Source organism: Shimia sp. R9_2 (genome assembly GCF_017743735.1).
GTDB lineage: Bacteria > Pseudomonadota > Alphaproteobacteria > Rhodobacterales > Rhodobacteraceae > Shimia.
Genome location: NZ_JAGHRO010000002.1, coordinates 471162 through 493170, shown reverse-complemented (window position 1 = coordinate 493170; position 22009 = coordinate 471162). Strand labels below are relative to the sequence as shown.

Here is a 22009-nt window from a genome sequence, read left to right as displayed (position 1 = left end):
GCAAGCTCTTTTGCACGCTTATTTTTTGCCGAACTCAACGGAACTCTTTTGAAAACCTTGCCCCTCGCGCAGGGGCGTGTTTCTATTGTTCGAATTCTGTTTCGATCAGCGTGCAACTGTAAATAGCGCTGCTCGCAATATCATTTTGGGAATATCACATGACCTTTCTACAGTTTTTGCGCACGGCATCCGTGGCTTTGCCGATGACTCTGGCTGCTTCTGCAACATTTGCGCAGGACGCCCCGGCCCCGAAAGTGGCCGTCGCGGCAGCCTACATTGAAGAGTTGGCAGATCAGGCGATTTTCATCGGCAAAGGGGAAGCGGTCGACAAGGTGGATCTGGTCGCGCGGGTCAGCGGCTTTGTCGACAAGATCCACGTGCGCGACGGCGATGAGGTCGCAGCTGGTGATCTCTTGTTTGAGATCGAGCCGGAGGTCTATCAGGCGGCTTTGACAGCGCGGCAGGCGGATTTGGCGCAAGCTGAAGCGAATTTGCGCCTGTCTGAGGTTGAGCTTGTCCGGAAAACCGAACTGTTTGAGCGCGATGTGGGCACAGAAGCAGATCGTGACGTGGCGCTGGCCAACAATGAGGTGGCCAAAGCGCAGGTAGCGATTGCAAAGGCCGCGATTGAGCAGGCGCAGCTGGATGTGGATTACACCAAGGTTCACGCCCCGTTTGAAGGCCGTGTTGGCCGTGTGGCCGTCAGCGTGGGCGAATTGGTTGGTTCGGGGTCAGTGCCACTGATCAACATTGTGCGCACCGCGCCGATTTATGCGGAATTCTCTTTGACGGAGAAGCAACTGGTCAGCGTGATGGAGCGCCACGACGCTGAGGTCGCTGAGCTGGCGGATGAGGGCAAGGCACCGGATGTGTTTGCCATTCTGCCCAATGGTGACGAGTTGGACGAGGTCGGCCGGATTGTCTTTGCCGACAACCGGATTGACCCAACCACCGGCACCATCACTCTGCGGGCGAAGTTTGAGAACCAGCGCGGGCTGTTGCTTGACGGAGCCTTCCTCAATCTGCGCATTGCCAGCGCGGAACCTTCAAAGGTTCTGATGATCCCGCAAGCCGCTGTGCAGCGTGATCAACGCGGAGATTTTGTGTTGGTTGTTGGCCAACAGAAGACAGTTGAGCAGCGCTATCTCACGTTGGGACGTCAGGTCGAGGCTGCGGTTGTTGTCGAAGACGGAATGCGTGAAGGCGAAACCGTGATTGTCGAAGGTCTGCAGCGCGTGCGCCCCGGTGTCGAGGTCGATGCGGTTCTGGCGGGCCAGCCGACAGAGGAGCAATAAGCCGTGTTTTCAACGATCTTTATTAAGCGCCCCAAAATGGCGTTTGTGATCTCATTGGTCCTCACAATCATGGGGGCCATTGGGTATAGCGCGCTGCCGGTTGAACAGTTTCCCGACATCACGCCGCCGGTTGTGAATGTCTCGGCCAACTACACCGGCGCAAACTCCGAAACTGTGGAAAACACGGTTGCTGCGCCGATTGAGGCGCAGGTGAACGGTGTGGATGACATGATCTACATGTCCTCAGACAGCACCGACACCGGGTCTTACAACCTGGCGATCACCTTTGAGGTGGGCACCGATCCAGACATTGCCTCTGTGAACGTGCAAAACCGCGTGGCGCAGGCCACATCTCAGTTGCCGACCGAGGTGACAGACAGCGGCGTCGTGACCCAGAAATCCTCCACCAACATGCTGTTGATTGTGACGCTGAACTCACCCAACGGCACCTATGACGAGGTGTTTCTGTCCAACTATGCCTCCATCAACATTCGCGACGCGCTGGCCCGTGTGAAAGGTGTTGGCCGTGCAGATGTGATGACCAACTTTGAATATGCGATGCGGATGTGGATGGATCCAGACCGTATGGCAAGCCTTGGCCTGACACCTGCCGATCTGGTAGCGGCCATTCGCGAGCAGAACCTTGAGGTCTCCGCCGGTCAAATCGGCACGCCGCCGATCAGATCCGGGCAGCAGTTTCAATATACCATCAAATCCAAAGGCCGCCTGACCACGGTGAAGGAGTTTGAGGACATTGTGCTGCGCACCGGCGATGCTGGCAGCATCGTGCGCATCAAAGATGTTGCGGAAGTGGAGCTTGGGTCCAGCAACTACAACGCATCGGGCCGTGCAGACGGCAACCCGGCAACCGTTCTGGCGGTCTATCAGGCGCCGGGCGAAAACGCGCTGGCGGTGGCAGAGCAAGTGATTGCCGAAATGGATCGCCTGTCACGTGCCTTCCCGGATGATGTGACCTATGAGATCCCCTATGACAGTACGCTGTTTGTGGAGCAGTCTCTCAATGATGTGGTCTCCACGCTGATCCTCACCTTCATTCTTGTGATCTCCGTGGTGTTCATCTTCCTTGGCAACTTGCGGGCCACAATGATCCCTGCGATTGCCATCCCGGTGTCGCTGATTGGGGCTTTTGCCTTCCTTCTGGCCTTTGGCATGTCACTCAACACGATTTCGCTGTTTGCGCTGGTGCTGGCAATCGGGATCGTGGTGGACGACGCCATTGTGGTTGTCGAAAACGTCGAGCGCCTCATCGCCGAGGAAGGGCTGCCCGCGGCAGAAGCCACCCGCAAAGCCATGGGGCAGATCACCGGACCGGTGATTGCCACCACGCTGGTGCTGCTGGCGGTGTTTGTGCCGGTGACCTTCATGCCCGGCATTACCGGGCGCCTCTACACGCAGTTTGCTGTCACAATCTCTGTGGCCGTGGTGATCTCGTCAATCAACGCGTTGACGCTCTCTCCTGCGCTGTGTGCGCTGATCTTGAAGCCGCGTAATCCAGAAGGGCCCAAAGGGTTGCTGAAGGTCTTTGAGAGCGGTGTTGACGGTGCGCGCAACGGCTATGTCAGCATCGTTCGGCGGTTGGTGCGTATCCCGCTGATCGCGGTGGCGATCCTTGTGGCGCTTGGCCTGAGTTCTGGCACATTGATGAAGTCGCTGCCAGCCGGGTTTATCCCGCTGGAAGATAACGGCACCTTGTTTGTGGATGTTCAGCTGCCGGATGCGGCGTCGCTCGAACGCACAGAGAATGTGGCCTCTCGTCTCAATGAAAAGCTCATGGCGATCCCCGGCGTTGTCGGCTCTGTTCAGGTGAACGGCTTCAGCTTGCTGACCGGTTCTGGCTCCAATGGGGCGATGATCATTCTGAACCTCGCGCCTTGGGATGATCGCCAGACCGACGAGCTGAGTGCCGATGGGATTTTGCAGAAGGTCTACGGCATTGCCAATCAGGAGATCGCCGCAAGCGTGATCGCCTTCAACCCACCGCCGATTTCCGGCCTTGGCCTGAGCGCGGGTGTGGAGATGAAGGTGCAGCAGACCGGTGGTGGCACCGCGCAGGACCTGGCCTCTGCGGTTGGCTCTCTGATCTATGCCGCCAACCAACGCGATGAAATGGCGCAGAGCTATTCGACGTTCCGTGCCAATGTGCCCAAGGTCTATGTCGATCTGGACCGTGAAAAAGCCAAGTCTCTGAACGTGGCGATCTCGGATGTATTCATGACATTGCAGGGTTACATGGGGTCGATTTATGTGAATGACTTCAACCTCTTTGGTCGTGTCTACCGCGTGATGATCCAGGCGGATGGCGACTATCGCTCGCAGGTCGAAGACATCAATTCGCTTTATGTGCGCTCCCAAACTGGAGACATGGTGCCTATGGGCACGCTGGTCACGGTCAGAAACGAGCTCGGACCGGTTGCGCTGAACCGCTACAACATGTTCCGGGCGGCAACTGTTACGGGTGTGCCTAAAGAAGGCCTGTCGACCGGTGACGCGATCCGAGTTCTGGAAGAAGAGGCCAAGACGGCACTGCCCCCGGGGTATTCCTATGAATGGACCGGCACAGCGCAGCAGCAGCAATCGTCTGGTGGTCTGGTGATCCTGATCCTCATTATGGCGGTGGTGTTTGGATATCTCTTCCTTGTGGCCCAATACGAGAGTTGGACCATGCCGGTGGGCATTCTGCTCTCGGTCACGGTCGCCCTGTTTGGGGCTTTGGCTGCGGTGGCGGTCTCTGGTGGAGATGTGAACCTCTACACCCAGATCGGGATGATCATGCTGATCGGGATGGCCTCCAAAAACGCCATTCTGATCGTGGAGTTCGCCATGGAGCGGCGTGCCGCGGGGCTGACCATTCGGGAGGCGGCGATTGAAGCGGCCAGCCAGCGTTTCCGCGCGGTGATGATGACGGCGCTATCGTTCCTGCTGGGCGTTGTGCCTCTGCTTGCCGCAAGCGGGGCCGGGGCAGCCAGCCAGAAAGCCATCGGTGTGGCGGTCTTTGGCGGGATGCTGGCGGCCACGGTGATTGGCGTGGTGATCGTGCCGATCCTTTATGTGCTGCTGCAGGGCATGCGCGAATGGATCAAGGGGTTTGGCAAGAAGAGCGAGCCAAGCGAAGCCGCGTAAAACCCCCGTTTGGAAAGATCAAAGGGCCGGAGTTTTTCCGGCCCTTTTTTGTTTGAACTACGCGGCTTCGGCGCGCTTCAGATGACGTGAAACCAGGTCTTCATGCCTGCGGCCTGGTGTGAAAGCATGTGGCAGTGAAACAGCCATTTCCCCGGCGTTTCAGCGACAAAGGCGATTTCGCGAGTTTCACGGGGCTGCACCAGAAGCGTGTCTTTGTGCGGACCAAAGCCGCCGTCGGGCAAGACCTCTTGGAAATGGGTGCCGTGCAGGTGCATCGCGTGGGCAAAGGCGGTTTCGTTCACGATGGGGATGCGTATGAGCTCCCCTTGCCGCAACTCTGCGAGAGGGGCTGTGGGCATGCCCACAACGCCGTTGAACGCCCAGACCTTGCCTTGCTGCACCAAGTCGCGGGTGGACATTTCCTGGCCTTCCCAGGTGGCGCTTTCCATGCGGCCCATCGCGCCGCCGGACATGATCAGTGGGATCTCTCTCGCGCCTGAGAGATCTGTCAGATACCGCATTGGATTGGCTGGCAAAGGCTGGATGGGTGGCCTGGGATCTGATCTGCGGCCTGAAAGGGGAATGTCGTGCAGCAGGTATCCTGTGTCACGCTCGACAAAGACAATTTGAAGGGCCTGTGCCTCAGATGAGGTGATGTCCACAATCACGTCTGCGCGCTCTGCCGGGCCAAACACCAGCGTATCCAAATCCTCGGGCGCGCGCAGGGGCATGCCGTCTCTTGCCACGACTTTTCCGACGGCACCCTTCAAGGCGATGGTCATAATCCGGTCGGTGGCGACATTGACAAACCTCAGCCGTACACGCGCGTTTTCCTCCACAGAGGCGGGCGACGGTGTGAGGTGGGAATGCACATAATTCCCCATGCGGCCAGCGTGGGTCCAATCATGCATGGCGCCGAAATCTTCGGTGATCTGCGCGGTTTCATCCAGCCGCCAGTCGTCCAGAACCACCACGATGTCATGGTCCACATCGGGCGGGGTTTGCTCCTCAACAACAATCACGCCGTAAAGGCCGCGCGCGACCTGCACGGTGGAGTGATTGTGGGAGTGATACCAATAGGTTCCGGCGTCTTTCAGCGGGAAGGCATAGTCAAAGGTTTCGCCAGTTTGCACCGCTTGTTGCGTGAAGCCCGGCACACCATCCATGGCGTTGGGTAGGCGCAAACCATGCCAGTGAATGGAGGTCGGATCGGGCAGGCTGTTGCGCAGTGTTTGCTGCAGTGTGTCTCCCTGCTTAAAACGCAGCAGCGGGCCAGGGACAGTGCCGTCAAACCCCCAAACCTGCGTTTCCGGATAATCACCAAATTCAGCATCGATCAATTGCACCGAAGCGACCTTGGCTTCGAGTACGTTGACTGAGGCCTGCGCGAGGGTAGGAGCGAGGTAGAGCGCCGCTGTGCTTTTCAGGAAGTGCCGTCTTGTGAGTGTCATCGTCCGCTCCGCTGTTTGGGGGGGGCCGGTTCAGGCGTGTTTCAACCAGACTACGTGAAAGCGGGCCATCGGGGCCACAAAAAGGGCTGTGGGCTTGTGAGCGCTGCGGTTGGGGCGATGGTGGGCAAAGAGAAGGGCCGGAGATTTCTCCAGCCCTTCGTGTTGGTTTTGGTGCGTTTGCTTAGAGCAGGATGCGGAAGCGGGCGAAGCCGTCCGGGCCTTCTCCAGCGGCCTCAATAGAGACCCCTTCGACGCTGTCGCTGTACTCGGCAGCTTTCGGCCCGGTGTCAAACAGCACCGAGGTGTCAGGCAGGGGCGCGAAGGTCCAGTTGGCGTCGGCGCGGGGGCTGATGGTGCCTTTTTCGAGGATGTAGCGCACGATCACGTCGCGGTTGGTGTCGGGGCCTTCAAAAACGATGGTGTCACCCATCGCACCGGGGAATTTGCCGCCACCGCCTGCGCGGTAATTGTTGGTGGCGATGATGAATTCCGCATTCATATCAAGCGGTTTGCCGTCAAACATCAGATTCACGATGCGGTTGGCATCGGCGTTGATCAGCGTGCCTTTGGGATCAAACTTTGAGGGTTGGGACAGGTCGATCTGATAGGTGACGCCGTCCATCACATCAAAGTTGTAGGACGGGAAATCCGGGTTCAGAAGCACCTGATCGGCTTTGCCCGGTTCCACCTGATTGAAGATCCCGGCAGAGCGCTCAAGCCAATCTTTGACCTCCTTACCGGTTACTTTCACGGCGCGGGCGGTGTTGGGATAGAGGTAGAGGTCGGAGACGTTTTTGATCGCCACATCGCCCTTGGCCACGTCTGTGTAATACTCCGGGCCACCGCGGCCGCCAGCCTTGAAGGGCGCGGCGGCGGAGAGGATGGGAAGGCCCTCATATTCGGTGCCTTTCATCATCTGCTCGATGTACCAGAGCTGCGCGATCGAGACGATTTGCACCGAGGGATCATCGGCCACGAGCGCGAAGTAGCTGTGCAGCGGGGCATCTGTTTTACCAACCGCGCGGCGTACATAGGCGAGCGTTTCGTCATGCTCTTTTTGTACGGATTTCAATACGTTCTGCTGACTTTCCACCAACGCGGTGATGGAGCGGTCTTCGTTGCGTTTGGAGATCGGGCGGGCCTCGGTGCTGTGGCTGACGATGCGCCAAGAGCTGCCGTCGCGTTCCAGCATGAGGTCGATCAGACCGAGGTGGGAGCCCCAGAAACCACCCATGGCAGCGGGCTTGCCCATGAGGGTGCCGGCGGCGACGTCGACGCCTGCCATGCCCTCATAAGCCGAGGAGGGGAAGACGCGGTGGTGGTGGCCGGTGAGCACGGCGTCGATGCCATCAACGGCGGCCAGAGGGACGGAGGCGTTTTCCATTCCGTCAGAGTGATCAGCTGCGCCGATGCCGGAGTGGCTGAGGGCGATGATGATGTCGGCGCCTTCTTCTTTCATTTGCGGAACAAAGGCTTGCGCGGTTTCAACGATGTCGCGGGCCTGGACATTTCCCTCAAGATGACGGCGATCCCAGTTCATGACTTGGGGTGGGGTGAAGCCGATGACGCCAACTTTGATCTGGTGTTTCTCACCTGCGCCGTCGGTGATTTCGCGCTCCAGAATGGCGTAGGGTTTGAAGAGGGTTTTGTCCTCCCGGGCGGTCGCCCCTTGCTCCAGAGAGATGTTGGAAAGCACCGTTTCAAAGCCCGCGCCAGCCATGGATTTCATAAGGAAATCAATGCCGTAATTGAATTCATGGTTGCCGATTGTGGCGGCGTCAAACCCTACTGCGTTCATGGCGGTGATGATGGGGTGGCTGTCGCCTTCTTTCATGCCACGTTCATAGGCGATGTAGTCGCCCATGGGGTTGCCCTGCAGGAAATCGCCGTTGTCGATCAGGAGCGAATTGGTGGCCTCGTCGCGGATCTCTTTGATCAGGGAGGCGGTGCGCGCAAGGCCTACTGTGTCGCGCGGTTTGTCGGCGTAGTAGTCATAAGGGAAGACATGCACATGCAGGTCTGTGGTTTCCATGATCCGCAGATGTGCTTGATTTGTTGAGGCTTTTGCCGAGAACGGATGCAGCGCGATGAAGCCTGCAGTGGCACCGAGGAAATGACGGCGGGACAGGGTGAATTGAGACATGGGACCCTCGCTGTTGGAAATGAATCAGGCCCGCCGGTTGGCAGTGAAGGCGGGTTCGGAAGGCAATCAATGGGATGACTGTAACAGCAATTTGACCGGGTGGATAAACTTCTGCGACGGCGGCGGATGTCCGCGCGTTAACACTTAAATTTGCGGCGGATTCCACGTCGGTATCGCGTCGGTAATGCGGCTGTATTGCGGAGGTGCGATTTTCGGGCGGCGCAGATTAACGCGGCGTACGGCGCAACGGGGGCCGCACGCAACAAAAATGCGCCATGTGGGGAGGAGTTAAAAACGGACTTGTTGCGGGTGCTGAGCGCCGCCAAAGGCTGTCAAAACCCGCGAAATGATCCCCATGGTAGGGCGCGTGTTGGGCGGTGAGTTGTGAGAGAGCGCGGTCCAATGAAACAACAAGGCTTGCCTCCGGTCAAAGAGGCCAGCCCCCTCCCTTGGGGAGGGTCGGGGGCTGGTCGGCTTCGTCGTCCGTGAAAGGGTGGCGACCACGTGCTTCTGGTTTTCAGAAGGACGCTTTACAGTCTAGTTCACGTATTGCTGTTGCCGGTGAAGCGCGCGGCGTCGGCAGCGGCGCGGCGGATGGCGTTGGATTTGTGGACGGTCTCCATATATTCGGCCTCGGGGTCGCTGTCATAGACAACGCCGCCGCCAGCCTGAATGTAGAGCTTCTGATCTTTCACGATGGCGGTTCGCAGCGCGATACAGATGTCCATGTCGCCACCGGAGCTGAAGTAGCCCACACCGCCGCCATAGATGCCGCGTTTTTCCGGCTCCAGTTCGTCGATGATTTCCATGGCGCGCACCTTGGGGGCACCGGAGACGGTGCCTGCGGGCATGCCAGCAAAGAAAGCATCAAGGGCGTCTTTGTCCTCGGCCAGTTCGCCGACGACGTTGGAGACGATGTGCATCACGTGGCTGTATCGCTCGATGATGAATTTCTCGGTGGGGCGCACGGTGCCGACCTTGGCCACGCGGCCGGTGTCGTTGCGGCCCAGATCAAGCAGCATGAGGTGCTCGGCCAGCTCTTTCTTGTCGGCCAGCAGATCTTCCTCAAGCGCCTTGTCCTCTTCCGGTGTGGCGCCACGGGGGCGGGTGCCTGCGATCGGGCGGATGGTGACTTCGTCGCCAAAAACCCGCACGAGGATTTCGGGGCTCGCGCCGACCACCTGAAAACCGCCGAAGTTGAAGTAGAACATGAACGGCGACGGGTTGGTGCGACGCAGGGAGCGGTAGAGCGCAAAGGGTGGCTGCGGAAATTCCTGTGTCCAGCGTTGGGCCGGGACCACCTGAAAGATGTCGCCTGCGCGGATGTAGTCCTTGGCCTTCTCCACGGCGGCCATGTAGCCTTCTTTGGTGAAGTTGGAGACCGGGGGGGAGACCTCATGGGCATCGCCCAGATCGCGCGCGGCCTGTGGCATCGCACGTTCGAGATCACGTACCGCATCCATCACGCGTTCGGCGGCCTGTGCGTAGGCTGCTTTGGCGGATTGGCCATCGCTGACCCATGCGGGGGAGACCACGGTGACCTCGCCTTTCACGCCATCCAGCACGGCGACCACGGAGGGGCGCAGCATGCAGGCATCGGGCAGGCCAAGCGGATCAGGGTTGATGCTGGGCAGGTGCTCGACCAACCGGATCATATCGTAGCCGAGATAGCCAAAGAGACCGGCGGAGGCCTGTGGCAGGTCTTCGGGCAGGTCGATGCGGCTTTCCTCAATGAGGGCGCGCAGGTTGGTGAGCGGGTCACCCTCCTGCGGCGCAAAGCCATCGGGATCAAACCTCGCGCTGCGGTTGATGCGGCTTTCGGTGCCGTGGCACTGCCAGATTAGATCGGGTTTCATGCCGATGATGGAATAGCGCCCGCGCACTTCGCCGCCCGTGACCGACTCCAGCATAAAGGCGTCTTTATGCGCGCCGGTGAGTTTCAGCATCAGGGACACAGGGGTGTCCAGATCGGCGGCAAGCCGGGTGTAGACAACTTGATTTTTGCCCGCTTCATAGGCGGCGGCAAACTCGTCAAAGCTCGGGGTCAGGTCCACCTTGGCGGCCTTTCTTATTGGAACTGCGCGTGCACTGCGTTGAGTGCCTGCTGATTGATTTCTGCCGGGTACATCGCCTGCAGCGCTTCGGCATAGGCCTGGAACATGTCCTGGGACACGCCGCTGGCCAGCTGCTCGGTGATGCGCGCCTTGAGGGTGGCGATTTCAGGATCAGAGGTGTCTGGCATGGTGACGGCGTTCAGGCGCACGAGGATCACGCCGTTGGCGCTTTCCAGCGCGCGCAGCTCGCCGGGCTCCATCTCAAAGACATCATTGAGGAAGGTCGCCGGGGTGCCGGGAATGAAGCCGCCGCGATCCATACCGGTTTCCTCCACAGCGGTGAAGCCGAAGGAGGCAAATTCGGTGCCTTCAGACAGGCGTGGCATCAGGCGCTCCACCAGCGCGTTCAGCGCCTCGGCAGTGCGTTCGGCGACAACCGCAGCAGCGGCTTCGTCTTTCACGTCTGCCAGCGGGGCCGGGTGGGCCTCGGTTTCACCCTCAAGACGCAGGGCATAGATGCCGCCGTCCTCAAGCACTTCGACCTGTGGGAAATCGCTGTCGGTCACGGCCGCAGCGGTGGCGCGGAAGCCTTCATAGCCTGCGAGCGGGTGGTCAACAGCGGCGTGCCAGTCAACCGAGCCCAGTTGCATGTCGGTTTCATCGGCCACCTCTTCGAGGGTGGCGCCACCGGCCAGCAGGTCGTCGATGTCGCTGATTTGGGCGTCGATCAGGCGGCGGGCGCGGTCGGCGGCCAGCTCATCACGCAGCACGACGCTGGCCTCTTCAAAGCTGGTGCTTTGGGCGGGCAGGATGCCGTTGACGCGGAACAGGGCCGGGCCGAGGTCGGATTGCACTGGACCGGCGATGCCGCCTGCCGGGGTCAGGAACACGGCTTCGCCTGCGGCGCTGAGTTCGGCTTTGGTCACGTCGCCCAGATCCACATCAGAGAGCTGAAGGCCGCGGCCTTCGACCAGCGCCTCAAAGGTGGTGGTGCCTGCGGTGATCTCTGCCAGGGCGGCTTCGGCGGCGGCCTGATCGCCAAACGCCAGACGCTCCACCAGACGGCGCTCCGGGCGGTTGAACTCGGCGTCGCGCTCTTCATAGAGCGCCTGTAGCGCGGTTTCGTCGATTTCGACCTGATCGATGATCATGTCCGGGCTGAGCCATGCATAGGTGATCTGACGGGTGGCCGGGACCATGAAGCTGTCCTGGTTGGCGTCATAATAGGCGGCGATGTCGGCGTCTGCGGGTGTTTCGACCGGGCGGGTCAGGTTGTCACCGGTGAGCTGCGCCCATGTGAAGTCGCGCTCTTCGGCGATGTAGGTGATAACCGCATCAGCGTAGGCGTCAGACATGTTGAGGCCAGAGACAATCGCGCCTTGCAGCAGGCTGCGGGCGGTGTCTTCGCGCACGCTGTCTTCAAATTCGGACTCGCTCATGCCGGCCTGATCGATGGCGAAGGTGTAGGCGTCGCGGTCAAAAGAGCCGTCAAGGCCCTGAAACGCGGGGATGTTGAGCAGCTCGTCGCGTAGGTTCTCGTCGCCGATGGAGAGTCCGAGGCGGTCGTTTTCTGCATCCAGCGAGCGGGTGGTGGCGAGGCGGGAGAGCACGAGGCGGTCGATGCCGAAGGCCTGCGCCTGCACAAATGGCAGGGACTGGCCGGTCTGGGCCTCAAGCGCGCGCAGCTCTTCCTGCAGGGCGCGGGCGTAGTCATCGACAGAGATGTCTTTGTCGCCCACGGAGCCGACAGAATGCACGGTGCCCGTCAGGCTGGTTGCGCCAAAGCCACCCAAGCCCAGAATGAGCAGGCCCATGAGAATCCAGACCGCTGTTTTAGAGGTTTTGCTCTGCGCCATGTCGGTTGTCCGCCCTGTGATCGTTCAAGTTTCTGAGGGCAAGGTCTACGCGGTTGGGGCAGGGGGGGCAAGCCACATTGGCCTGCCCGGAGGTGCAGAGTGCGCGCTCAGTAGGCGACCGTGGCGAGGCGGTCAAAAAGCACGCCGATTTGGTCGCGATCGACATTGGCAAAGGCGATGCGCAGGGTGCGGGCGGCGTCTGGATCTTCCTCGGGCATGAACATGGTGCCGGGCAGCGTGAGGATGGCGTGATCGCGCACAAGTCTTTGGGCGAGCTCGTCACTAGCCAAATCGAACGGATGTTCGAAATAGGCAAAATATGCGCCCACTGCACGTAGTTTCCAGCCAATTTTGTCGATTTTTGGCAGGTTGTCGGTGATGGCGGCACGGCGATCAAGGATCTCCTCACGCTCTTCTGACAGCCAATCGGACAGGTTTTGCATGCCCCAGAGGGCCGCATGCTGGCCAAGCTGGTTGGGACAGATGGCAACGGTGTCGAGAAACTTCTCGGCCTCCGCCAAAAGTGGGGTGCTGCTGACCATAGCGCCCACACGATGGCCGGTGAGACGGTAGGCTTTGGAGAAAGAATAGAGGTGGATCAGCGTGTCCGCCCAATCGGGGTCAGAAAACAGATCATGCGGCGCGCCGTCACGAGAATCAAAGTCGCGATAGGTTTCATCCACGATCAGACGCAGCCCATGGGCCTTGGCGAGATCATACATCCCCCGCACTAGGGAAGCAGGATACTCCACGCCGCCCGGATTGTTGGGGGTGACCAGCACAATGGCGCGCGTGCGCGGTGTAATCAGCGGGGCGGCCTGTGCCACATCGGGGAGAAGATCTGCGCCTGTTTTGAGCGGCACAGCGGTGACGCCCTGCATGTCGAGCCACATTTTATGGTTGAAATACCAAGGGGTTGGAGTGATAACTTCATCCCCTTCGCTGGCAATTGCGGCGAGCGCTGCGCTGAAAGCCTGATTGCAGCCCGAGGTGATTGCCACCTGATCTGGTGCAATTACTGCGCCATAGGCCGCGCTCCACTGGCTGGCCACTTCTGCGCGCAACTCTGGCAGGCCCAGCACCGGGCCGTAGAGATGGGCCTCCGCCACGTTCAGTGCCGTATCGGCAATGTGGCGGCGCAGCGGCTCTGGCGGCGGGGCAACGGGCGCAGCCTGGCTGACGTTGATGAGCGGTTTGTCATCTGAGAAAACCACGCCCTCAAGCCAGCGACGGGCCTCCATAACGGGCGGGGCAAAGGTGGCGTTGGTGCGAGACACGGTCATGGCGGCATCCTGAAATCTGTGGTGAGGCCGACCTATGTGCGAGAGGCGGGAGGATCAGCGGCTTTCCTGCAGAAAAGCCGCCAATGCAATGATGTGCAAGCAGATGTTTGCCTGAGCGCGTGCGACAGTCAGTATCGGCAGCTTTATGGGCGAAGTGGCCTTCCTCTTGCCCAAAATATCCCGGGGGAGTCTCATCTGTGATGGGGCGGGGGCAGCGCCCCCTTTCACACGCCCCCCCAGACACAGGGCGGCAGATCCTCAAAGATCAGTCGGTGCCGCGATACGGCTCAACATATTGCAGGGCCATATCCCACGGGAAGAAGATCCATGTGTCCTGGCTGACACCGGTGATGAAAGTGTCGACCTGTGGCTCGCCCTGCGGCTTTGCATAAACAGTGGCGAAATGCGCCTTGGGGTAGGTTTCGCGCACCAACTCAAGGGTTTTGCCGGAATCCACCAGATCGTCGATGATCAGCACGCCTTCGCCGTCGCCCATCAACTCGGCATCTGGGGCTTTCAGGATTTCGGCCTCGCGGCGCTGGTCGGCTTTGCCGCCGCCGGAGTGGTAGGATTTCACGGAAATCGTGTCGACCACACGGATGTCGAGCTCGCGCGCCACAATCATTGCAGGCGCCATGCCACCACGGGTGATCGCGACAATTGCGCGCCATGCGCCATCATCAGGGCCTTTGCCGTCCAGACGCCACGCCAATGCCCGGCTGTCGCGGTGGATTTGATCCCAGCTGATGTGGAAACCTTTTTCGTGTGGCAGACGCTCGCTCATGGTGGACTCACCCCTTTGTCGCAGATTTCGGGTCTTCTAGCAGAAGCGCTTTGTTGCGCAAACTGTTTGATGGTGCGGGCTATGGCGTGACGACATAGCCGCCATTTTGCACGGAGATGCGCGGGGGCTGCGCGGTTTGGGCAAAGGCATGGTAGGCGGGGGCGAGGCTTTGCCAGTAGTCATGCCAGCGGTGGTTTTCGGTTTTTTGCATACGCGCCTCGGTGGGGCGGAAGGGAAAGGCGTGTACCGGCACAAAGGCTTGCCCGCCGTTCAAAGCGGCCTCCACGGTGACGTAGATTTCCTCGATCATCGGATCGGTCATGGCGTAGCAGCCGATGGAGACACAGTCGCCATGCACCATGAGGTAGCTGCCGGTGCGCCCCTGCGCGCGGTCATAGGTGTTGGGGAAGCCGAGGTTGAAGGAGAGGTGAAAACGGCTGTTCGGGTTGAGCGCGGCTTTGCCCACGCGGTAGAACCCTTCCGGCGATTGCCGATCACCTTCCTTGAGCTTGGGGCCAAGCGCGCCTGAGTGGTTGCAGATCGGGTAGGTTTTAAAGAGCTGATAGGGGCCGGCGTCTGATTGCAGCCAGAGTTCGAGCTCTTGTTCTTCTTTGAAGATGCGAATGTAGCTGGGCGCGCCCAGATGGCTTCCGGCCTCGGCCATGGCGGCAGCGAGGCGCGGCGTCTGGTAGCGGCGGATTTCGGAAATGCCGGAGCGGGGGGAGCGCAGATCCGGTTGACTGCCTGGCGCAGGTATCAGTGAGAGGATCTGGGGTTTGAAGTGCAGGGCAAGCAACGCAAGGGCGCTGCATGCCACAAAGATTGCAAGCAGGCGGCGCATCAGAGCGCTGCGATTTTCACGCCCAGGGCTGCGAGAAGCCCGCCAAAGATGCGGTCGATCCAGTGTTTCAGGCCGACATAGACTTCGCGGGTTTTGCGCAGTGAAAACAGGCGCGCCACCACGGTGTTCCAGAGGAATTCACCAAGGAAGATGCAGATCAGCAGAAGCACCATAGCCAGGGTGGTGGTGCCCGCAGGTACGGTGCCCACAAAGACCGCGCCGAAGAAGACGGCAGGCTTTGGGTTGGCAAGCTGGGTCCAGATGCCAAGACGGAAGGCTGACCAGAGCGTGGGCAAGGCGGCTGCGTCTTCGGTGTCTTCCAAAGGCACATCTGCAGTGCGCCACATCTTGATGGCGGTCCAGATCAGGAAGGCGGCGCCACCGATTTTCAGGGCGGTCAGCAGGAAGGGGGCGTATTCAAACAGAAGCGCCAGACCAAAGAGCGCGGCGCTGGCCCAGAAGACCGCGCCAAGGCCAATGCCTGCGGCCAGCGCGGCACCGGTTTTCAGACCGTCGCGCAGACCGACGCGGGCCGCCATGAGAACAGCGGGGCCGGGGCTGATGGCGGCCATGAGGCAGAGCGAGATGGTCGCGATAAAGGCAGTCAGGCTCATTTGCGGCCCACCACTGCGTCGATGTCAGGAGCGTCGACGGCCTTCATGCCAACCACATGATAGCCCGCATCCACGTGCAGGTTTTCACCGGTCACGCCGCTGCCCAGATCAGAGAGCAGATAAAGCGCGGAGTTGCCCACATCCTCAATGGAGACATTGCGGCGCAGGGGCGAGTTGAGCTCGTTCCATTTCAGGATGTAGCGGAAATCGCCAATGCCGGAGGCCGCGAGGGTTTTGATCGGCCCGGCAGAGATCGCGTTGACGCGGATGCCGTCTTTGCCGAGGTCTTCGGCGAGATATTTGACAGAGGCTTCCAGCGCGGCTTTGGCCACGCCCATGACGTTGTAGTGCGGCATCACCTGCTCAGCGCCATAATAGGTGAGGGTGAGGGCGGAGCCGCCCTCCTTCATGAGTTTCTCAGCGCGCTGCATCACCGAGGTGAAGGAGTAGACCGAGATGTCCATGGTCATCAGGAAGTTGTCTTTGGAGGTGTCGACATAGCGGCCGCGCAGCTCGTTTTTGTCCGAAAAGCCGATGGCGTGCACGATGAAGTCGAGCTTGCCCCATTTGGCTTCGATCTCGGCAAAGGCGGCATCGATGGAAGCCGCATCGGAGACGTCGCAATCAATCAGCGTGTCCACGCCCAGCTGTTCTGCCAGAGGGGCCACACGTTTTTTGAACGCGTCTCCCATGTAGGAAAAGGCCAGTTCCGCGCCTGCGTCGGCGCAGGCTTTGGCGATGCCCCAAGCGATGGATTTGTCGTTGGCCAGGCCCATTATCAGGCCACGTTTGCCCGCCATGAGGTGATTTGACATACCGCACTCCCAGTCCCAATTCGTTATTGCTGACCTTTAGGCGATTGCCCATGGTGCATCAAGAGCTTCACAAAGCATCTAATCGGCACCATATGCGGTGTGGCCCAAGGCGAGCGGAGAGGGAATATGACTGATCGTACCGGGATATTTGCGGGGGATGACCCGTTTGAGATTGCGCGGTCCTGGCTGAAAGAGGCCGAGAAGAGCGAGCCCAATGATCCGAATGCGATTGCGCTGTCGACGGTGGACGCCAGCGGGATGCCCAATGCGCGTATGGTGCTGCTCAAAGACATCGAGGATGCGGCCTTTGTGTTTTACACAAATTACGGCAGCGCCAAGGCGCAGGAAATCGACAGTGCGGGGGCGGCGGCCTTTGTGATGCACTGGAAATCCCTGCGCCGTCAGATTCGGGTCCGAGGACACGTATCGCGCGAAGAGGGGCCTCAGGCGGATGCCTACTTTGAGTCGCGCAGTATGAAGAGCCGACTGGGGGCCTGGGCCTCAAATCAATCCCAACCGCTCAATTCTCGCGCAGAATTGATGGCAAAAGTGGCAAAAGTGACCGCAACCCATGGTCCGAGCCCCAAACGCCCTGATTTTTGGGGTGGTTACCGCATCATACCGACCGAAATCGAGTTTTGGGCGGATGGGGCGTTTCGCCTGCATGATCGCTTCCGCTGGACCCGTGAAGCTCCTGAAAAACAGTGGGAAATTGCCCGTCTCAACCCGTGATGAATTTTTGCCGCATCTGGCAAGCGCATGAAATGCAAGATATTTTTGAGCTTGCCGATTTGGTCCTGATGCAGCAATGATGAACCTCATCATGGGGATGATACAAACTAAGGTTGAGGCATTGAGTACTCTAGAGAAAGACACCACACGTATCTTTGGCGTGGTGAAATGGTTCGATCCGGTAAAAGGATTCGGCTTTATCGTATCTGACGATGGTGGTCCGGATATTTTGCTTCATGCGAACGTTCTGCGCAATTTTGGTCAAAGCTCTGTCGCCGACAATTCGGTGATCGAAGTTTCGATTCAGGTCACCAACCGCGGCGCACAGGCCGTTGAGGTGCATAAGATCGAAGCCCCCGAAACCGAAACCCCCGTTGCCCTGGCAGATTTCGAAGGCATGGACCTGAGCGAGATTCGCTCCACGCCTCTGGAGCCGGCACGTGTGAAATGGTTCGACAAGGGCAAGGGCTTTGGGTTCGCCAATGTTTTTGGCAATTCTGAAGACATCTTTCTGCATATCGAGGTGCTGCGCCGCTCCGGCCTGGCAGACCTCCAGCCAGGTGAAGCCTTGGCGTTGCGGGTGATCGACGGTAAACGTGGTCGCATGGCAACCGAGGTATTGGCGTGGGAAAACGCAGCGTTAGAGCTCTCCTAAGACCAACTGGCGCCGGACGTAGGGTCGGCGCCGTTTTGATCGCATTGGCAGTGGCTGGCATGATGCCAGAGCGGGCCGATGCACAGAGTGCCTGTCGAGAAGACACCCTTTGGCTGAAAGGGGACTGGGGACAGGCGCGATTCTCCGTAGAAGTGGCAGATACGTTTGATGAACGTGCGGTGGGGCTGATGAATCGCCGCACCATGCCTGCGAGTGCGGGCATGATTTTCATTTATGAGCAGACCGGCCCGGTGGCGTTCTGGATGAAGAACACGCTGATTCCTCTCGATATGCTGTTTGCGGATGAGACAGGTGTCATTCAGCACATCCATCACGAGGCGATTCCTCTGGATGAGACCCCGATTCCGGGCGGAGAGGCCATTCGTTACGTCTTGGAAATCAATGGCGGAATGGCAAAATCTCTAGGAATTACAAAGGGAAGCGTGATGCGGCACCCAAATTTTTTACAAGAAATCGCAAAGTGGCGTTGTTAGGGGTTTTCATTCCCGAACAGTGGGGGTAAACGGTGCTCCACGGTCCGGGGCGTAGCGCAGTCTGGTAGCGCACCTGTTTTGGGTACAGGGGGTCGCAAGTTCGAATCTTGCCGTCCCGACCATGTTTCCTCTGAGAGGAAAAGAAAAAAGGCGTCACCTTCGGGTGGCGCCTTTTTCTATTTGAGGCCTGTGGGGACCGTGCTGCCTGTGGCCTGCAATCCCGGGCGCGAAGCCTGCTGTTGCCGCCCCTTGAAGCGCAGGGCGCTTTGCCTAAGCTCCGACACATGTCTGTTTCAGAGATTTTACCCGCGCTTTATTTTACCGCCTGTCTGGCGGTGATCGGATTTCAATTTGCGCTGCTCTTTGGCGCACCCTGGGGGCGGATCACACAGGGTGGTCAGCATGAGGGCGCTTTGCCTCTGTCCGGGCGGATTGCGGCGGCGGTCTCTGTGGTGATTCTGCTGGGGATGGCGGTGGCCATCACCTCCGCTGCGGGCTGGCGGCCCCAGTGGCCAATCTGGACAAGCTGGGTTGCGCTGGGCGTGCAGGGGCTTTCCTGTCTGGCCAATTGGATCACACCGTCCGCGCCAGAGCGGCGGCTTTGGGGACCAATCACCTCGGCGATGCTGGGGATGGCCGCCGTGATTGTGTGGATGCAGTAAAACCCGACAGATTTCATCTGTTGAGCATCAAAGCCGCTCCCAATGCGCCGAGTGCAACGGCGCTGAGACGATCCAGAGGCCGCTTGATGGCGGGGTAGCCGTCGCGCACCTTCTGGCGGCTGAGGCGCTTAGCGCGCCGTGCTGGCGGTGGACGCGGCGGCGTAAGGAGATCAAGCCGCACAGCGGCTGGCCGATGTTGTGATCTTTGCGCGCGTTGAGGCTCAGCTGCCCTCAGGTGGCACGGCGCGTTGGTAAAGGTGCCATGTGGTGTGGCCCAGGATCGGCAGGGTGACAATCAGGCCGAGAAAGGCTGGGAGCAGCGAGAGCAGCATGGTGGCGGAGATAAGGGCCGCCCATGTGAGCATCACAAGCGGATTTTCCGTGACTGTACGCACCGAGGTCAGCATGGCTGTGACAAAATTGGTCTCTCGGTCCAGCAGCATGGGCATGGCCACCACAGTGACAGCAAAGAGCGCGGCAGAGAGACCCGCGCCGACACAGGTGCCCACGGCCAGAAAGGTCCAGCCCTCCGGCGTGAAGAAGACCGTTGTCAGAAAGCCGTTGAGGTCTGAAAACGAGGCGTTTTTGAGGATGATCGCCAGCCACAGCCGCACCTGATAGACCCAGACCCAGAAGATGAAGAGGGTGACAAAGGCCATCCATCCCATCTCGCGTTTGCGCTGATGGGCCATGACGGTGAGGATGTCTGACCAGCCAAAGGGCTCACCCTTTTGCCGGCGGCGGGAGATCTCATAGAGGCCTGCGGCTGCGAAAGGCGCGACCAGCGGGAAGCCGACAATGGCGGGGATGATCAGCCAGATCTGGTTGAGCCAGAGCAGGCACCAGACCATCAGCAGGCCAAAGCACACGTAAAACAGCCCGAAGAAGCCGCTGAGGGCCGGGTGGGCGCAAAAATCGGCGTAGCCAGCTTTGAGCGCGGCGGTGATGTCGGCTGCGGTCACCTTGTTGACTTTGAGCACGCTCTGCGGGCGCGGTGCCAGATTGCCCGGCGGGGTGGGGCCTGCGGTTTTGGACGTCATGACACACTCCTCCCAAAGCTTGCCTTTGTGCCGGGTGATCTGGGGACCGCTCCGGCAGTGGCGCGGTGATCCTCCCAGTTGCGCGCCTATAGGACGAGTGTGCATGAGGGGGGCGTTTGGGGCAAGGGTTGGGGGAGGATAGTCACACACTCCCCCCATCCCCCAAAAACAAAAAAGGCGCTGCGGATGCAGCGCCTTTCTCACCATAACGTGGCAGCCTTAGAGCAGTGCCAGATCTACGGCGCTTTCGCGGCCGTCGCGGCCTGCGCGCAGCTCGTAGCTGACTTTCTGATTGTCAGCCAAACCGGTCAGCCCGGAACGCTCTACTGCAGAAATGTGCACGAACACATCTTTGCCGCCTTCGTCCGGTGCAATGAAGCCGAAGCCTTTGGTGGTGTTGAACCATTTGACGGTGCCTGTGGCCATCGTCGTCTCTCCTGATCTTATGCTGTCCACGGAATGCAACAGCGCGGCTTGGTCACATGATCGAATGACTGAGCCAGATAGCGGAGCAGAAGGTCGAAGATGAAAACTTAGCACGTCCATCTGAAGGGGGTATCGGCGTATTGCAAGGATTTTCGTGTAACAAGCCAATGAAAACAGGGTCTTTTTAGTGATATTTTGCCGCCTGTCGGCATCTTTGCGCTCAAAAGTAGGAAAATTTCCCTCATTGGTTGTGGGTCTGTATTTTGGGCGGCTGCGTAAAAAATGCACAAGCACTGGGGAGGTGCTGTATAAATTTGACCGCTCGGTAAAAAATGATTGATTGATAAAAAAGCCTGTGCCAGCCTGATTGCGTAGCCAAATAGGTGTCTGGGGAGGTTTTATGTCCAACACACTGTTCAGCAACGGCATCCAAGCAGGGCGTTTGAACTCTGCGGAATTGGCCGAAAATTTTGGGGATTTGCACCCCCGGTTTGACGATCACGAGGCGCTTGTCGCAGCGGATCGCTGTTATTTCTGTCACGACGCGCCCTGCATGACGGCCTGTCCGACAGACATCGATATTCCACTGTTCATTCGCCAGATCGCCACCGGCACGCCGGAAGCGGCGGCGAAGACGATTTTGGATCAGAACATTCTGGGCGGCATGTGCGCCCGTGTGTGCCCAACCGAAACGCTCTGCGAGCAGGTCTGTGTGCGCGAGACAGCGGAAGGCAACCCGGTGGAGATCGGCCGCCTGCAGCGGTATGCGACAGATGTGCTTGTGGATGCAGGTGTGCATCCGTTTGAGCGCGCAGCCTCTACAGGTAAGAAAGTGGCGGTTGTGGGCGCGGGGCCGGCGGGCCTGTCGGCGGCGCACCGTCTGGCGATGCATGGCCATGACGTGACCGTTTATGATGCGCGCAACAAAGCGGGTGGTCTGAACGAGTTTGGCATCGCGGCCTATAAGTCTGTCGACAGCTTTGCGGAGCGCGAAGTGGACTGGCTGCTGAAAATCGGTGGTATCACCATTGAAACCGGCAAGAAGCTGGGCGAGGGGCTGTCGCTGGAGGGTCTGAAGGCCGAGTTTGACGCGGTGTTCCTTGGCATTGGTCTGGGCGGCGTGAACGCGCTGGGTGTGGATGGCGAAGACAAAGACGGCGTGGATGATGCGGTCGACTTCATCGCGGAGCTGCGTCAGGCCAAAGACCTCACCCAGATGGAAATCGGGCGTGATGTTGTGGTGATCGGCGGCGGGATGACAGCGGTGGATGCAGCAGTGCAGGCCAAGCTGTTGGGTGCGCTGAACGTGAGCCTTGTCTATCGCCGTGGCAAAGACCGGATGAATGCCTCTGAATTTGAGCAGGATCTGGCGGCCTCCAAAGGCGTGCGGATCATCACCAATGCCTCGCCCAAAGCGGTGATCGGCAATGGTGCGGTGCGCGAGATCGAGTTTGAATACACCGACAATGACCTGAAGCCGACCGGCCAAAGCGTGCGACTGGTGGCGGATCAGGTGTTCAAGGCGATTGGTCAGACACTGGAAGGCGACGGCCTGCCAGCGCTGGAATGGGGTAAGATCAAAGTTGATGAGACCGGTCGGACCTCTGTTGAGGGCATCTGGGCCGGGGGCGACTGTGCCACGGGCGGCGATGACCTGACCGTGACCGCCGTAGCCGAGGGCCGCGATGCGGCCGAAGACATTCACGCTGCACTGTCGGCGTAA

At 59.6% G+C, this 22009-nt stretch carries 18 protein-coding genes and 1 tRNA gene; 8 read left to right on the top strand and 11 right to left on the bottom strand.

What is annotated here, in order from left to right:
• Positions 1 to 158 precede the first annotated feature (158 nt).
• Positions 159 to 1295: an efflux RND transporter periplasmic adaptor subunit gene (locus tag J7400_RS06915; RefSeq protein ID WP_209061168.1), complete on the top strand. Its 1137-nt coding sequence runs from the start codon at positions 159 to 161 to the stop codon at positions 1293 to 1295.
• A 3-nt stretch (positions 1296 to 1298) separates the two neighbouring features.
• Positions 1299 to 4436: a multidrug efflux RND transporter permease subunit gene (locus tag J7400_RS06910; RefSeq protein ID WP_209061165.1), complete on the top strand. Its 3138-nt coding sequence runs from the start codon at positions 1299 to 1301 to the stop codon at positions 4434 to 4436.
• 77 nt (positions 4437 to 4513) lie between these two features.
• Here J7400_RS06910 and J7400_RS06905 read toward each other — a convergent pair whose 3' ends face one another.
• The 9 genes from J7400_RS06905 to fabI all read right to left on the bottom strand — a co-directional run bounded on the left by J7400_RS06905 (position 4514) and on the right by fabI (position 16277).
• A complete protein-coding gene (locus J7400_RS06905; protein WP_209061163.1) occupies positions 4514 to 5887 on the bottom strand; it encodes a multicopper oxidase family protein in 1374 nt (457 codons plus the stop codon).
• Positions 5888 to 6068: 181 nt separating this feature from the next.
• Entirely contained in the window at positions 6069 to 8030 is a 1962-nt protein-coding gene (locus tag J7400_RS06900; protein ID WP_209061161.1) for a bifunctional 2',3'-cyclic-nucleotide 2'-phosphodiesterase/3'-nucleotidase, read from the bottom strand.
• 542 nt (positions 8031 to 8572) lie between these two features.
• Positions 8573 to 10084 (bottom strand): anthranilate synthase component I, encoded by a 1512-nt coding sequence (trpE, locus tag J7400_RS06895; protein WP_209061159.1) that lies wholly within the window; start codon positions 10082 to 10084, stop codon positions 8573 to 8575.
• Between the two features lie 14 nt (positions 10085 to 10098).
• Positions 10099 to 11940: a peptidylprolyl isomerase gene (locus J7400_RS06890; protein ID WP_209061157.1), complete on the bottom strand. Its 1842-nt coding sequence runs from the start codon at positions 11938 to 11940 to the stop codon at positions 10099 to 10101.
• 107 nt (positions 11941 to 12047) lie between these two features.
• Positions 12048 to 13223, bottom strand: coding sequence for an aminotransferase (locus J7400_RS06885; RefSeq protein WP_209061155.1), 1176 nt, complete (start codon positions 13221 to 13223; stop codon positions 12048 to 12050).
• A gap of 265 nt (positions 13224 to 13488) precedes the next feature.
• Positions 13489 to 14007, bottom strand: a complete 519-nt coding sequence (gpt, locus tag J7400_RS06880; RefSeq protein WP_209061153.1) for a xanthine phosphoribosyltransferase — start codon at positions 14005 to 14007, stop codon at positions 13489 to 13491.
• Between the two features lie 79 nt (positions 14008 to 14086).
• The gene (locus tag J7400_RS06875; RefSeq protein WP_209061151.1) at positions 14087 to 14848 is read right to left on the bottom strand and encodes a murein L,D-transpeptidase family protein; all 762 of its coding nucleotides are present in this window, start codon (positions 14846 to 14848) and stop codon (positions 14087 to 14089) included.
• Positions 14848 to 15462 (bottom strand): LysE family transporter, encoded by a 615-nt coding sequence (locus J7400_RS06870; protein WP_209061149.1) that lies wholly within the window; start codon positions 15460 to 15462, stop codon positions 14848 to 14850. Before J7400_RS06870 ends, J7400_RS06875 begins: the two co-directional genes overlap by 1 nt.
• Entirely contained in the window at positions 15459 to 16277 is an 819-nt protein-coding gene (gene fabI, locus J7400_RS06865) for an enoyl-ACP reductase FabI (RefSeq protein ID WP_209061147.1), read from the bottom strand. The genes J7400_RS06870 and fabI overlap by 4 nt, the downstream gene beginning before the upstream one ends.
• A 126-nt stretch (positions 16278 to 16403) precedes the next feature.
• Here fabI and pdxH point away from each other — a divergent pair, with 126 nt between their 5' ends.
• The 5 genes from pdxH to J7400_RS06840 all read left to right on the top strand — a co-directional run bounded on the left by pdxH (position 16404) and on the right by J7400_RS06840 (position 18820).
• The gene (gene pdxH, locus J7400_RS06860) at positions 16404 to 17009 is read left to right on the top strand and encodes a pyridoxamine 5'-phosphate oxidase (RefSeq protein ID WP_209061138.1); all 606 of its coding nucleotides are present in this window, start codon (positions 16404 to 16406) and stop codon (positions 17007 to 17009) included.
• A 97-nt stretch (positions 17010 to 17106) separates the two neighbouring features.
• Entirely contained in the window at positions 17107 to 17664 is a 558-nt protein-coding gene (locus tag J7400_RS06855; RefSeq protein ID WP_209062042.1) for a cold shock domain-containing protein, read from the top strand.
• A 59-nt stretch (positions 17665 to 17723) separates the two neighbouring features.
• The gene (locus J7400_RS06850) at positions 17724 to 18158 is read left to right on the top strand and encodes a DUF192 domain-containing protein (RefSeq protein WP_209061136.1); all 435 of its coding nucleotides are present in this window, start codon (positions 17724 to 17726) and stop codon (positions 18156 to 18158) included.
• A 45-nt stretch (positions 18159 to 18203) separates the two neighbouring features.
• A tRNA-Pro gene (locus J7400_RS06845) sits at positions 18204 to 18280 on the top strand.
• Positions 18281 to 18442: 162 nt separating this feature from the next.
• Positions 18443 to 18820 (top strand): hypothetical protein, encoded by a 378-nt coding sequence (locus tag J7400_RS06840; protein WP_209061134.1) that lies wholly within the window; start codon positions 18443 to 18445, stop codon positions 18818 to 18820.
• A 221-nt stretch (positions 18821 to 19041) separates the two neighbouring features.
• On the opposite strand, the gene J7400_RS06835 is transcribed toward J7400_RS06840, so the two are convergent.
• Positions 19042 to 19860 carry a DUF2189 domain-containing protein gene (locus J7400_RS06835; protein WP_209061131.1) on the bottom strand — a complete coding sequence of 273 codons (819 nt, stop codon included), beginning with the start codon at positions 19858 to 19860 and terminating at the stop codon, positions 19042 to 19044.
• Positions 19861 to 20079: 219 nt separating this feature from the next.
• The gene (locus J7400_RS06830) at positions 20080 to 20286 is read right to left on the bottom strand and encodes a cold-shock protein (RefSeq protein WP_209061130.1); all 207 of its coding nucleotides are present in this window, start codon (positions 20284 to 20286) and stop codon (positions 20080 to 20082) included.
• 400 nt (positions 20287 to 20686) lie between these two features.
• Here J7400_RS06830 and J7400_RS06825 point away from each other — a divergent pair, with 400 nt between their 5' ends.
• Positions 20687 to 22009, top strand: a complete 1323-nt coding sequence (locus tag J7400_RS06825) for an NAD(P)-dependent oxidoreductase (protein WP_209061128.1) — start codon at positions 20687 to 20689, stop codon at positions 22007 to 22009.

Excerpts from the sequence above, each read along its gene's own strand:
- J7400_RS06915 (WP_209061168.1), top strand. The coding sequence starts at position 159 with ATGACCTTTCTACAGTTTTTGCGCACGGCATCCGTGGCTTTGCCGATG.
- J7400_RS06905 (WP_209061163.1), bottom strand. The coding sequence starts at position 5,887 with ATGACACTCACAAGACGGCACTTCCTGAAAAGCACAGCGGCGCTCTAC.
- J7400_RS06900 (WP_209061161.1), bottom strand. The coding sequence starts at position 8,030 with ATGTCTCAATTCACCCTGTCCCGCCGTCATTTCCTCGGTGCCACTGCA.
- J7400_RS06890 (WP_209061157.1), bottom strand. The coding sequence starts at position 11,940 with ATGGCGCAGAGCAAAACCTCTAAAACAGCGGTCTGGATTCTCATGGGC.
- J7400_RS06885 (WP_209061155.1), bottom strand. The coding sequence starts at position 13,223 with ATGACCGTGTCTCGCACCAACGCCACCTTTGCCCCGCCCGTTATGGAG.
- gpt (WP_209061153.1), bottom strand. The coding sequence starts at position 14,007 with ATGAGCGAGCGTCTGCCACACGAAAAAGGTTTCCACATCAGCTGGGAT.
- J7400_RS06875 (WP_209061151.1), bottom strand. The coding sequence starts at position 14,848 with ATGCGCCGCCTGCTTGCAATCTTTGTGGCATGCAGCGCCCTTGCGTTG.
- J7400_RS06870 (WP_209061149.1), bottom strand. The coding sequence starts at position 15,462 with ATGAGCCTGACTGCCTTTATCGCGACCATCTCGCTCTGCCTCATGGCC.
- fabI (WP_209061147.1), bottom strand. The coding sequence starts at position 16,277 with ATGTCAAATCACCTCATGGCGGGCAAACGTGGCCTGATAATGGGCCTG.
- pdxH (WP_209061138.1), top strand. The coding sequence starts at position 16,404 with ATGACTGATCGTACCGGGATATTTGCGGGGGATGACCCGTTTGAGATT.
- J7400_RS06855 (WP_209062042.1), top strand. The coding sequence starts at position 17,107 with ATGATACAAACTAAGGTTGAGGCATTGAGTACTCTAGAGAAAGACACC.
- J7400_RS06850 (WP_209061136.1), top strand. The coding sequence starts at position 17,724 with ATGATGCCAGAGCGGGCCGATGCACAGAGTGCCTGTCGAGAAGACACC.
- J7400_RS06840 (WP_209061134.1), top strand. The coding sequence starts at position 18,443 with ATGTCTGTTTCAGAGATTTTACCCGCGCTTTATTTTACCGCCTGTCTG.
- J7400_RS06835 (WP_209061131.1), bottom strand. The coding sequence starts at position 19,860 with ATGACGTCCAAAACCGCAGGCCCCACCCCGCCGGGCAATCTGGCACCG.
- J7400_RS06830 (WP_209061130.1), bottom strand. The coding sequence starts at position 20,286 with ATGGCCACAGGCACCGTCAAATGGTTCAACACCACCAAAGGCTTCGGC.
- J7400_RS06825 (WP_209061128.1), top strand. The coding sequence starts at position 20,687 with ATGTCCAACACACTGTTCAGCAACGGCATCCAAGCAGGGCGTTTGAAC.